The organism is Subtercola sp. Z020 (genome assembly GCF_002931235.1).
In the GTDB taxonomy this organism is placed as follows: domain Bacteria; phylum Actinomycetota; class Actinomycetes; order Actinomycetales; family Microbacteriaceae; genus Subtercola.
The window spans coordinates 25,736-37,930 of sequence record NZ_PSTT01000008.1; the positions used below are offsets into that span (position 1 = coordinate 25,736).

The 12,195-nt window shown below is 70.4% G+C and carries 10 protein-coding genes; 5 read left to right on the plus strand and 5 right to left on the minus strand.

Going from position 1 to position 12,195, the window contains the following annotated elements; translation table 11 throughout:
• Positions 1 to 25: 25 nt before the first annotated feature.
• Positions 26 to 1,033 carry an MDR family oxidoreductase gene (locus C5B96_RS00840; RefSeq protein WP_104242004.1) on the minus strand — a complete coding sequence of 336 codons (1,008 nt, stop codon included), beginning with the start codon at positions 1,031 to 1,033 and terminating at the stop codon, positions 26 to 28.
• 44 nt (positions 1,034 to 1,077) lie between these two features.
• Between C5B96_RS00840 and C5B96_RS00845 the strand changes: the two genes are divergently transcribed.
• A complete protein-coding gene (locus C5B96_RS00845; protein WP_233188907.1) occupies positions 1,078 to 2,601 on the plus strand; it encodes an LssY C-terminal domain-containing protein in 1,524 nt (507 codons plus the stop codon).
• Here C5B96_RS00845 and C5B96_RS00850 read toward each other — a convergent pair.
• The 3 genes from C5B96_RS00850 to C5B96_RS00860 are packed head-to-tail and all read right to left on the minus strand — an operon-like array spanning position 2,594 to position 5,125.
• Entirely contained in the window at positions 2,594 to 3,370 is a 777-nt protein-coding gene (locus C5B96_RS00850) for an isocitrate lyase/phosphoenolpyruvate mutase family protein (protein ID WP_104242006.1), read from the minus strand. The two genes, C5B96_RS00845 and C5B96_RS00850, sit on opposite strands and share 8 nt — an antisense overlap.
• Before the next feature lie 35 nt (positions 3,371 to 3,405).
• A complete protein-coding gene (locus C5B96_RS00855) occupies positions 3,406 to 4,338 on the minus strand; it encodes a rhodanese-related sulfurtransferase (RefSeq protein ID WP_104242008.1) in 933 nt (310 codons plus the stop codon).
• 19 nt (positions 4,339 to 4,357) lie between these two features.
• The gene (locus tag C5B96_RS00860) at positions 4,358 to 5,125 is read right to left on the minus strand and encodes an SDR family oxidoreductase (RefSeq protein WP_104242010.1); all 768 of its coding nucleotides are present in this window, start codon (positions 5,123 to 5,125) and stop codon (positions 4,358 to 4,360) included.
• A 134-nt stretch (positions 5,126 to 5,259) separates the two neighbouring features.
• Here C5B96_RS00860 and sigJ point away from each other — a divergent pair, with 134 nt between their 5' ends.
• Positions 5,260 to 6,165: an RNA polymerase sigma factor SigJ gene (gene sigJ / locus C5B96_RS00865; protein ID WP_104242012.1), complete on the plus strand. Its 906-nt coding sequence runs from the start codon at positions 5,260 to 5,262 to the stop codon at positions 6,163 to 6,165.
• 3 nt (positions 6,166 to 6,168) lie between these two features.
• On the opposite strand, the gene C5B96_RS00870 is transcribed toward sigJ, so the two are convergent.
• The gene (locus C5B96_RS00870) at positions 6,169 to 7,182 is read right to left on the minus strand and encodes a magnesium and cobalt transport protein CorA (protein ID WP_104242014.1); all 1,014 of its coding nucleotides are present in this window, start codon (positions 7,180 to 7,182) and stop codon (positions 6,169 to 6,171) included.
• A 249-nt stretch (positions 7,183 to 7,431) separates the two neighbouring features.
• On the opposite strand from C5B96_RS00870, the gene C5B96_RS00875 reads away from it, so the two are divergent.
• The 3 genes from C5B96_RS00875 to C5B96_RS00885 form a co-directional block, all read left to right on the plus strand.
• Positions 7,432 to 8,526 carry a 3-deoxy-7-phosphoheptulonate synthase gene (locus tag C5B96_RS00875; protein ID WP_104242016.1) on the plus strand — a complete coding sequence of 365 codons (1,095 nt, stop codon included), beginning with the start codon at positions 7,432 to 7,434 and terminating at the stop codon, positions 8,524 to 8,526.
• A gap of 13 nt (positions 8,527 to 8,539) precedes the next feature.
• Positions 8,540 to 9,511 (plus strand): DNA-3-methyladenine glycosylase, encoded by a 972-nt coding sequence (locus tag C5B96_RS00880; protein ID WP_104242018.1) that lies wholly within the window; start codon positions 8,540 to 8,542, stop codon positions 9,509 to 9,511.
• A gap of 35 nt (positions 9,512 to 9,546) precedes the next feature.
• Positions 9,547 to 12,195 (plus strand): proline dehydrogenase family protein (locus C5B96_RS00885; protein ID WP_146078055.1); only part of this gene is annotated, 2,649 nt, incomplete at its 3' end.

Here is a 12,195-nt window from a genome sequence, read left to right on the forward strand (position 1 = left end):
GGGGCGCTTCGCCTTAAAGTGAAATTCACTCAGCTGTCTGTAAGCTACGAGCGCTTCGGCGCTTCACATCGACGACCGTTCGGCCGCGGATCTCGCCCGCAATGATGCGCGGGGCGATGTCGAACACGTCGGCCAGACCGACGGTGGTCGTCAGCGCGTCGAGCAGCTGGGGGTCGAGATTGGTCGCCAGCGCGGCCCAGGCGCGCTCGCGGAGGTCGAGCGGGGCATCCACCGAATTCGCCCCGGTGAGCGTGACCGAGCGCAGGATGAACGGCATCACCGAGGTGGGAAGGTCACCGCCCTGAGCCAGCCCGCAGGCGACGACCACGCCACCGTAGGTGGTCTGGGCGAGCACATTCGCGAGGGTCGCGCTGCCCACGGAGTCGATGGCGGCCGCCCAGCGCTGGGACTGCAGCGGCTTGCCGAGCTCGGAGAACTGCGCCCGGTCGACGACCTCCGTTGCGCCGAGGCTGCGCAGGTAGTCGCCCTGTTCCGCGACGCGCCCGGTCGAGGCGGTCACGGCGTAGCCGCGCGCGGCGAGCAGGGCGATCGCGATCGAACCGACACCTCCGGCCGCGCCCGTGACCAGGACCGGCCCATCGCCGGGCGTCACTCCCGCGTCTTCCAGCGCCAGAACGGCGATCATCGCCGTGAAGCCGGCCGTGCCGATGGCGGCCGCCCGAGCGGACGTCAGCGAATCGGGCAGGCTCACCAGGGAATCCGCCCGCACCTTTGCCTTCTGCGCGAACCCGCCGAAGCGCTTCTCGCCGATGCCGTCGCCGTTCAGGGTGACCCGGTCGCCCACCGCGAAGCGCGGGGATGCCGACGCCGTCACTGTTCCGACGAGATCGATGCCCGGAACAAGCGGGAACGCGCGCACGATCTGGCCCATATCGAGCAGCGCAAGACCGTCTTTGTAGTTGACGCTCGAGAACTCCACATCGATCGCGACCTCTCCTTCGGGGAGAAAGTCGTCGTCGACCTCGGTCAGGGTGGCGGGTGCGTCTTCTGTGACGACGATGGCAGTGAACATGACTTCACCCTACAGATGCCGCGCCGGTGCTTTACGGTTGGATCATGACTCAGACCGGGCTGCCCCCGACCGGCTCCTCGGCGTCTCCGTTCGTGCCGGCGGCGACCCGGGCCCTCCCCGCGCCGGAGCGGCGACGCGCCTCGCTGATGGTGCTGCTCGACAACGTCTACTTCTTTCTCGGTGCCGTCGCGGCAGGCTGGCTCGCGTATCTGGTTCTGACCGAGACGTTCAGCCGCGGGTTCGAGTACATCTGGTTCCTGCTGGTGTTCTGGCTGCTGATCGCGTACCTGCTTCTGCCCCGCATCCACAGCATGCTCACGCTGATCTATGTGCCCGACTACTTCATCGGGCGTGCCCGCACCCATGAGGGGTTGCTCGGCGACCCCGTTAACCTCGCGCTGTTCGGTTCCGAGGCGCAGCTGCACACGGCGATGCTGGCTGCAGGATGGCACAGGGCCGACGAGGTCGGCTTTCGCAGTGCGCTCCGCATCGTGACGTCGACGATCTTCCGGCGCAGCTACTCCGACGCACCGGTGAGCCCGCTCTACCTGTTCGGCAACATCCAGGACTTCACCTACCAGCAGGAGGTCGCGGGTAACCCCGCGAAGCGCCACCATGTTCGATTCTGGAAGACGCCGCCCGGCTGGCTGCTGCCCGGCGGATACTCGGCCGAGTGGATGGCCGCCGGCACGTATGACAGGAATGTCGGCCTCTCGTTGTTCACCCTGCAGGTCACGCATCGCATCGAACGCGAGACGGACATCGAACGCGACCACATCGTGACCACTCTCGAGCAGGCCAACCCGCAGGGCGTCTTCACCGTCATCCGCAACTTCTCGACGGGCTACCACGCCGTGAACGGCGGGGGCGACGCGATCACGACAGACGGTGACCTGCCGATCATCGACCTGCGTCCCGTGGCTGTGAGCGAGGCGGGCGCAGCCAGCGCCGCTGTGGTCGACGCGTCTGCGGCGCCGGCCGACTCCTCGCTGCTCGGGCGGCGAGTCATCAAGACGGCCAGGGACTCAGGCTCGTCGAACCGGGTCAAGCGGCCGATCTCGATCTACGTGAGCTACCTGCTGATGGTGGTGCGGGGTGCGATCGGGGTCGGATCGGTCGTCGTCGTGCTGACGACCTGGGCCGACTCCATTGCGACGGTGACCATCGACCTCCCTGTGGTGCCCGACATCGACACCCGCGATCTCGCAAATGCGCTGCTCTGGGTGATCATCGGATTCTCTGTGGTGGCGTATGTGGCGTACCTCCTTCTCGCCCAGCTGGTGTTCGCGGGCTTCAACGGGGCTCGGTTCGTGGTGCTCGGCATCAGTTCGCTCGGCGTGCTCGCCGTGGCGGTCGACTACGTGACCAACGGCACGGCGATCACCCTGACGACCGGTCTCGTCAACCTGTCGTTCGACATTCTCGTGCTGTTCTCCCTGTCGAGCTCAGACGCTCGGGTGTTCGCCCGGCAGCGCCGCGTGCGCCGCTCTGCCGAGCGTGAGGCCCAGCGCGCCACCCAGCCCGAGACCCAGCGCACCGCCGAGCGCGCCGCTCAGCGCCTCAGTTGAGCGGGCGCGTGCCGCCCGGCAGGGCGCCGTTCGCGTAGAGGTCGATCGCGAGGTCGGCGAGCGCGGTGAGCGCCACCCGCTGAGACCACGGGCCGTACGAGATGCGGGCGACACCGAGCTTCTCGAGGGTGGCGGGCGCGAGCGACCCGGGAACGCCGATGACGCTCACCCGGCGCTCGCCGATGCCGGCCACGAGCTGTTCGACCGTGCCCAGGTCGAGCTTGCCGGGCACGAACACGCAGGCGGCCCCCGCGTCGAGAAAGGCGCGGCCGCGGGCGATCGCGTCGGCGATCACCTCGTCGACCGGGCGGTCCCCGGCCTTCACGAAGGCGTCGGTGCGCGCATTCAGAACGAAGTTCACGTTCTCGGCCTCTGCGGCCGCGAGAGCGTCGGCGACGGCGGCGACCGCTTCGCCGAACGGCTTCATCCGGTCTTCGAGATTGGCGCCGACCACACCCACGCCGATCGCCCGGCGCACGGTTTCGCCGGGCGAGCCGTACCCGGCTTCGAGGTCGGCGCTCACCGGCAGGTCGGTCGCGCCGGCGATGCGCCCCACCATGTCGAGCATCAGCTCGACGGGAATCTGCTCACCGTCTTCGTAGCCGTAGAGCGCGGCGATGCTGTGGCTGGCCGTCGCCAGCGCGGTCGTCTCGGGAATGTCGGCCACCGCGCGGGCGCTGACCACATCCCACACGTTCACGACGGAGAGGATCTCGGGGGAGGTGTGCAGCCGGAGGAGTTCGTCGGCCTTGGTCTGGATCGTTGTCATTCCCCCACCCTAGGTCGGGCCCCCACGAAGCACCCTCAGCCTGCAGAAACGGTGTGCAACTCGCAGAAGACGGCGGTTGTGGAGGAGCAGTCTGCACAGACGACGAGTTGGCGTCGGCACGCCGGATCGAGACAGTTCTGCATACGGCTGGTCGCCTCGCCGCAGTCGACGCACGAGGCGATCGGCAGGGCATCCGGAGTGAAATCGACCGACATGCGGTCGTCGAAGACGTACAGCGAGCCCTTCCAGAGCCCCGAGTCACCGTAGGTCTCGCCGTAGCGCACGATGCCGCCGTCGAGCTGGTACACCTCGGAGAACCCGCGCGACACCATCAGCGACGACAGCACCTCGCAGCGGATGCCCCCCGTGCAGTACGTGACCACGGGCTTGGACTTGAGATGGTCGTACCGCCCGCTGTCGAGCTCGGCGACGAACTCGCGCGTGTTGCTGACCGACGGAACCACGGCGCCCTCGAAGCGCCCGATCTCGGCCTCGAACGAATTGCGACCGTCGAAGAAGACGACCTCGTCGCCCTGCTCGTCGACGAGGGAGTGCAGTTGCTCGGGCGTCAGCCTGCGGCCGCCGCCGACGACCCCACCCGCGTCGACCACGAGCTCGCCGGGCGCGCCGAAGCTGACGATCTCGTCGCGCACCCGCACGCTCAGCCGCGGAAAGTCGAGCGAGTACCCGTGCGGCGCTCGCGGCGTGGGGCTCGCTGCGTCGAGCCCGCTGCCCTCGCTCCACTTCACGTCGACGTTCGCGAACGCCCGGAACTCGCGGGTCTTGCGCAGGTAGGTCTTGACCGCGTCGAGCTCGCCGCCGAGCGTGGCATTGATGCCCTGCCCGGAGATCAGGATGCGTCCCCGCAGCCCGAGGCTCTCGCAGAGGTCGCGCTGCCACAGGCGAACGGCGTCAGGGTCGGCCAGCGGAGTGAACACATAGAACAGAATGATCTTCGAAACCGCCACCCAGAGATTTTAGCCGCCGCTACACCGACCCGCCCCCGGGGCCCTGTGCCGCGAGCCATTCCGCGAACGTCACGCGCCCCTCCGTCGCCGCCCCGTCGCCGCGAAGCAGCCCGCTCCGCATGCCGCGCCAGTAGGCGCCGGGCAGTGACACCCCCACGACCCGCCTGCGTGAGCCGCGCCGCTCGGCGACCGCGCGAACCATGGCGAGCAGCGTCTCATCCTGCGGGCCACGGAGGTCGGGATGCCGCCCCGACGCCGGTGCCGGCGCTTCGGCGATCGCGACGAGCGCTTCCGCGACATCCAGAGCCGCAACCGGCCGCAACAGCCCCGTCGGAACCAGCGCGAGGGGCCCGACAGCCCCGCGGGCGAGAATCTGGTCGGCGAACTCGTGGAACTGGGTTGCGCGCAGGATGCTGTGCGGTACGTCTGCGGCTTCGACGAGCCGCTCCTGCTGCACCTTGCCCGCGTAATAGCTGAGCGGCAGGGCGTCGACCCCGACGATCGACAGGGCGATGTGGTGCCGCACGCCGCACCGCTCCTCTGCGGCGAGCAGCGCCGAGGTGCCGGCCGCGAAGAAGGCGCGCGAACGCGCTGCCGAGGTCGTCTGGATGCTCGTGACGTCGACGACGGCGTCTGCACCGCGCAGGGCGTGGTCGAGGCCCCGGCCGGTGACGACGTTCTGGCCGGTGGCGCGCGAGAGCGGTACGACGTCGTGCCCGTGGCGGGTGGCGGCTTCGACGACATGGCGCCCGACGGTACCGGTCGCGCCGGCGACGACGATCCTCACCGCGCACCACCCGACGGGCAGACAGACGGGGCGTGGATGATCGGCAGCAGCGCACGACAGGAAGGTTCTCTCATACCCTGTTCGACGACGCAGCGCAGCCGAATGTGAGGCAGTGACCGACGAAAGGAGCACGAATGCCCGGCGACCCGACCGGCCCCGACCACGAACGCCCCCATCTCACCGGGCTGGCCTTCCGGATGCTCGGCACCCGCTCCGACGCAGAAGACGCCGTCCAGGAGGCCTACCTCCGCTGGTACCGGTTGCCGGAGGCCGAGCGCGCCCTCGTCGCGAACCCGGCGGCGTGGCTCACCCGGGTCACCGCGCGCGTCTGTCTCGACCACCGGGGATCGGCCCGGGTTCGCCGCGAGCAGTACGTCGGAGAGTGGCTGCCCGAACCTCTGCCCGCGTTCTCGGCCGGGGGAGCATCCGGAATCCTCACGACAGGCAGCCGGGCGACCGACCCGCTCGACGCCGTCGCGCTCGACGAGACGGTCAGTACCGCGTTGCTGGTGGTACTCGAGACCATGACGCCGGCCGAGCGGGTCGCGTTCGTGCTGCATGACGTCTTCAGCGTGCCGTTCGCCGAGATCGCCGAAATCGTCGGGCGATCCACGGCCGCCGTGCGTCAGCTCGCGGTGTCGGCGCGGCGTCGCATCGCCGAGGAGCGTCGCGGAACCGTCACGCGCGACCGGCACGACGAGGTGGCGAGGGCGTTCGGCGCGGCGGCAGCGGGCGGCGACCTCGTCGAGCTCATGACGCTGCTCGACCCCGACATCGTCGTGCGATCCGACGGCGGAGGCTTCGTGAGTGCGGCGCGACGCCCGGTGCGCGGCGTCGACAACGTCGCGCGGTTCCTGCTGGGTGTGGTGGCGAAGAACCCCGACGCGACCGTCGAGCCGAGGCTCACCGCCGACGGCCTCGGCTTCGTCACCGTGGTCGAGGGCCGGGTGACGGGAGTGGCCACGCTGGCCGTGCGGGGCGACCGGGTCGTCGACATCTGGCTGGTGATGAACCCCGAGAAGCTGTCGGCGTGGAACTGACCGCTACAACCATCCCCGCTTCTTGAAGGCGAAGTACAGCGCGACGCCCGACCCGAGCATCAGCGCCAGGGCGAACGGGTACCCGTAGGTCCAGGTCAGCTCGGGCATGTCCTGGAAGTTCATGCCGTAGATCGCCGCCACCAGCGTCGGCGCGAACAGCACCGCCGCCCACGACGAGATCTTCTTCACCTGCTCGCCCTGCGCCAGGCTCGTCTCCGTCATGCGCTGCATCTCGTCGTTCTGCCGCTCGGCGATGAGTGTCGAATGCACCGTCAGGGCGTTCTCCAGTAGCGACCGGAAGGAATCCGTGCGCTCCACGATGCGAACGACGTGGTCGGCGACATCCCGGAAGTGCCGTTTGATCTCGAGCTCCGCCTCACCCTGCAGGCCGTCGACGAGGCGCGACATCATGTCGTCGAGCGGCCGGGTCGCGCGCTGAAAGTCGATGACCTCCCGAAGCAGATCGTAGATGCGCTTCGACACGGCGCGGTCCCCGTTGAACAGCTGGTCCTCGATCTCGTCGATGTCGTTCTCCAGCCCGGCGAGCACCGGGGCGTATTCGTCGACGATCAGGTCGAGGATGCCGTAGAGAATCGTGTGCGGACCCTCAGCGAGAAGGGTGGGATGCTCCTCCAGGCGCTTGCGCACGGACTTGATCTCGGGAAAATCCGAATGGTTCACCGAGACCACGAAATCGGGCCCCATGAACACGTGCACCTCGCCGAACTTCACCTTCTCGACGTCGTCGAGGTAGTGAGCGGGTCGCAGAACGAGAAAGAGCGTGTCGCCGTAACGGTCGAGTTTCGAACGCTGGTGGCCGGTGAGGGCATCTTCGACCGCGAGGTGGTGCAGGCTCAGTTCGTCGGCGACAGCCTGCAGTTCCTTCTTGTCGGGGTGGCTCAGGTCGATCCACGCGACGCCGTGGTGCGCCCGCATCACCTCGAAGGTCTCGTCGAGATTCTTCGGTTCGGCAGCGCGCCGACCGTCGACGTACACCGCGTTGTCTGTGATGGTCACTGGATGCCCGTGTTCCTGTTTGCTCGTCGTACCCACTTCGGGCGCCGAGCGCCCGCAGATCATTGTGCACCGCTAGAGTGAGAGCATGCACGGTCGTTGGTATGCGTATTTCGGGTTGGCTCAGGGAGGGCTGACGCTGTAGTCGCGCGCACCACCTTCCAGAGCCTTCCGGCAGAGACAACGGTCTCTGCCTTTCGCCTTTAAACGGCGGGTCGGCCGAGGTGCTGCTCGCCAGAACGGAACCGTTCCATGAGCTCCACCGACGACCTCAGGGTCACTCGTTTCGCGCCGTTGCCGACGCCCGCCTCACTGCGGAGAGAGATCGCCCTCTCGGCTGAGAACCTCGCTCTCGTCTCCTCCACCCGCGACCAGATCGAGGCCATCCTGCGGGGCGACGACCCGCGCCTGCTTCTGGTCGTCGGGCCGTGCTCGGTGCACGACCCCGATGCAGCGATCGAGTACGCCCGGCGCCTCGCCCCGCTGGCCGAGGAAGTGAGTGGTTCCGTGCTCGTTGTGATGCGCGTGTACTTCGAGAAGCCCCGATCGACCGGCGGATGGAAGGGTCTCATCAACGATCCCTTCCTCGACGGCACCCACCGCGTCGCCGACGGGCTGCGCATCGCGCGCCTGCTGCTGCGCGACATCCTCGACCTCGGGCTGCCGGTGGGGTGCGAGTTCCTCGAGCCGACGAGCCCGCAGTACATCGCCGACGCTGTGAGCTGGGGCGCGATCGGGGCGCGCACCACCGAGAGCCAGATCCACCGTCAGCTCGCCTCCGGAGTGTCGATGCCGGTCGGCTTCAAGAACGCCACAGACGGCGACGTGCAGGTCGCGGTCGACGGATGTGTCTCCTCGGCCCAGTCGCACGTCTTCTTCGGCATCGACGAGCACGGCATGGCCGCCGCCGTCGAGACCACCGGCAACGCGGCCGGCCACGTCATTCTGCGGGGTGGCCGGGGCGGCCCGAACTTCTCGTCGGCCTCCCTCGCGGCTGCGGCCGGGCTGCTGGCAAAGGCCGGACTCGAGCCGCACGTGGTCGTCGATGCCAGCCACGCCAACAGCGGCAAAGACCACGTTCGCCAGGTCTCGGTGGTTCGCGAGCTCGCGGCGCAGCTCGAAGCGGGAGACCCGATTTCGGGCATCATGATGGAGAGTTTCCTGGTCGGCGGTGCGCAGAAGCTCGATGCGTCCGCGCTCGGCCAGCTGGTGTTCGGCCAGAGCGTGACGGATGCGTGCATCGACTGGGACACGACGGCGGTTCTGGTGCGCGAACTCGCCGCCGCGGCATCCACTCGCCTGCCCGACACCGCGCGTCGGTTGGTGGATGTCGGAGGCGCGAACTAGGGTGACGCCCAGAATGCACACCCTCATCGCCGACCCGCGGCCCCTCACCTCGACGTACGCTCCCGCGCGCCCGGTGAACCTGCGGCAGACGGTGGGGCCCCTGCTGCGCGGCCAGCACGAGCCGACCATGCGGCTCACGCCGACAGGTTTCTGGCGAGCGGTGCGCACGCCCGAGGGTACGGCCACCCTGCACGCGGAGTCGCGCGCAGACGGGTCGGTCTGTGCAACCGCCTGGGGCGACGGTGCCGAGTGGGTTCTGGATGCTCTGCCCGACCTGCTCGGCGCGGGCGACGACTGGAGCGGGCTCGACCTCTCGGGTGTGCCGCCCCTCGCCGAGGTGCGCAGGCAGCATCCCGGGCTGTGGCTCACGTCGACGTCGCTGGTCTTCGAGTCGCTCGTTCCGAGCATCCTGGAGCAGAAGGTGACCACGATCGAGGCCCGGCGCGCCTGGCGCTACCTCGTGGGCAGGTTCGGAGAACGGCCGCCGGGCCCGGCCCCCGACGGCATGCGGGTGCAGCCGAGCGCGCGGCAGTGGGCGCTCATCCCGTCGTGGGAGTGGCACAGGGCCGGCGTCGGCCCGAACCGGTCGCGCGCGGTGCTGGCGGCGGCGGCCGTCGCAGCCGGGCTCGATCGGCTGGCGCACCGCGGGGTTCCTGCATCCGGTGGCGCTGCCCGCGCGGCGCGGCGTTTCGACGACGTGCTCGAGAAACTGCAGACGGTGCACGGCATCGGCCCGTGGACGGCTGCGGAGACGAGCCAACGCTCCCACGGGCATCCGGATGCCGTCAGCGTCGGCGACTACCACCTCGCAGCGCACGTCGGGTGGGTGCTGATCGGCGAGCCGGTCGACGACGACGGCATGCTCGAGCTGCTCGAGCCGTGGCGCGGGCACCGGCAGCGGGTCGTGCGGCTCATTCTGGCCAGCGGAGTGCCGAAGCCGAAGTTCGGGCCGCGCGCCACGATCCAGGACCACCGGTGGCATTGAGCCGCTGACGCGGTGCCGGCGGATATGGTCGGAACATGGTCGACCAGAAGTTCGAGAGCCGCGCCGTTCCGACCTCAGCGGGCGACGAGCCCGATCCGATCGGGGCCGAGGCCGTCGCGCTCGTGCAGCAGTGGCTCGCGGCTGACTCGCCCGAGACCGGCGCGCCGAACCCGGAGTTCTCGACGGCGCAACTCGCCTTCACCGCCGCGCTTATCGACGGCGTGCTGCGACCCGACGACAGCGCCGTCGCGGCACGCACCCTCGAACGACTCGCGGCGCGCACGCCCGAGCTGGTTCCCGCCCGCTTGCGGTCGGCGCTGCGACTCGGCGGAACGGTCGGCGAGGCGCTGCCCTGGGCTGTGGTGCCCACGGTGCGGCGTGTGCTGCGTCGCACCGTGGCGCCGCTTGTCGCCGACGCGACCCCGTCGAGGCTCGGCGAGACCCTCGCGCGCCTCAGCGCCGACGGGTCGCGGGTCACCCTCGACGTGGTGGGGGAGCTGGCACGTGGCGTGGCCGGGGCGGCCCGATACCGCGCGGAGGTGGGTGCGCTGCTCGCCCGCCCCGGCGTGCACGGTGTGTCTGTGCGGCTGTCGTCCCTCGTGGCCGCGGCCGACCTGTCGCTGTGGGAGTTCGATGAGACCGTCGGCCGGGTCGCGGAGGCGCTGGTGCCGCTCGGCCGGCAGGCGCTGTCGCTGTCGCGCGGCGGTGGAGCCTTCGCCGAGGGGTCGGCCGCTGGGCCCGCCGGGGTTTCGACCGGGGCGTCGACCGCGGCGTCGACCGGGGAGGTGGCCGCAGCGGTGGCCGCGGCATCCGGAGTTCGCGGACCGCTCATCACCCTCGACGCCGACCAGCACCGTCACCTCGATCTGGCGGTCGCCGTGTTCCGGAACGTGCTCTCCCGCAGCGAGTTCGCGCAGCTCGAGGCCGGCATCACGCTGCAGGCCGACCTGCCCGACTCGCTCGCCGCGCTGCGCGACCTGCAGGGCTGGGCGAGCGCACGCGTGGCGGCGGGCGGCGCGCCGATCACCGTGCGCCTCGTGCGGAGCGGCGATCGCGCGGCCGAACGCGTCGAATCGGCGGTGCGTGGCTGGCCGCTCGCCATCGACACAGATCCGGTCGACGTCGACCGCGCGCTCGCCCGCCTGCTCGACGCTGCGCTGACGCCGGAGCGTACGGCCGCCGTTCGCATCGTGCTCGCCGCAGACGACCTGTTCGACACGGCGCTCGCGGTGCTGCTGGCCGAGCGCCGGGGGTGCGCAGGCCGGCTCGCGCTCGAACTGCCGCCGGGAATGCGGCCGACCGTGGCCTCCCGGGTGCGGGAGTCAGTCGGTGCTGCGCGTGCTGGTGGGGCTGGCGATGCGGTGTGGCGGCGGATGCCCGTGGTGCACCCGCGGGAGTTCGCAGCAGTGAGCCCCTACCTCGTCCGGCTGGGCGATCAGAAGGCCGACACCGATGTCGAAGGCCGGGATGCCCGTTTCCTGGCGTCGCTCGCCGGGCTGTCGCTGGCGGATCCCGGGCGCGAGGCGTTCGCTGTGATGGACTCGATCCTCGACTCCGACGAGGCGGTTGAGGATGCGCGGCCACCCCGATCCCCTCGCACACAGGATCGCACCCTCGCCACAGAGCTCGTGCCGCCGGAGCCCGGGCCGTTCACGAACACGACCGACACCGACCTCTCGCTGCCCAGCAACCGGGAGTGGGCGCGGCGCATCGTCGACCGCGCTGCGGCCTCCCGGCTCGGGGTCGACACCCTCAGCGCGGCGCGGCATCGTGACGCGCTGCTGGCCGCGGGTGCGGCTGTCGCCGGTTCCAGCGATGCGGGTGACGGCGATGCGGGTGATGTGGATGCCGGCGCTGTCGATGCCGGCGCCGCGGATGCGCGTGCGGGTCTTCGGGCGCTCATCCATTCGACCGCCGAGGCGGGCACCCGCTGGGGCGCCCAGTCTGCAGCGGAGCGGGCGGCCCACCTCCGCAGGGCGGCGCTCTCCCTCGAAGCCAACCGCGACCGCCTCGTCGAGGTGATGCTGAGCGAGGCCGCCGCGCCCTTCGACGCCGCCGACGCGCAGGCGAGTGCGGCCGTCGACTCCGCTCTGTTCTCGGCGGGACTGGCGCTCGACCTCGAGCGGATCGATGGTGCGCGCCACCAGCCTCCGGCCCTGGTCGTGGTCGTTCCGTCGGCCGATGCTCCCGTCGCGTCGCCCGCGGGCGCGGTGCTGCGCGCGTTGGCGGCCGGCGCTGCCGTGCTGCTGCGGCCAGCGCCCGGGGCCGGCCGGGCATCCGCGGTGCTCGCCGAGGCGCTGTGGGAGTCGGGCATCCCGCGCGATGCGCTCGTGCTCGTCGATCTCGCCGCCGCCGCTACCGATGGCGACGCCGATGCCGACGAGGCGGTGGGCGGCGGAGGACTCCTCCGCACCCTGATCGCCGACCCGCACATCGAGCACGTGCTGCTGGAGGGCGACCGCGAGACTGCGGCGCTGTTCCGCTCGTGGCGCTCCGACCTCTCGCTTCTCGCCGAGACGGGCTCCGGGTACTCCGTCGTGGTGACGCCGAGCGCGGATCTCGCCCTCGCGGCGTCCAACATCGCAGCGACCGAGCTAGCCGCCGCCGGCCCTCGCGCCGCCGCCACGCCGGCCGACGACACCGCCACTCCTCCCACCGCTGCGACCCCCGCCAGCCCCAGCACC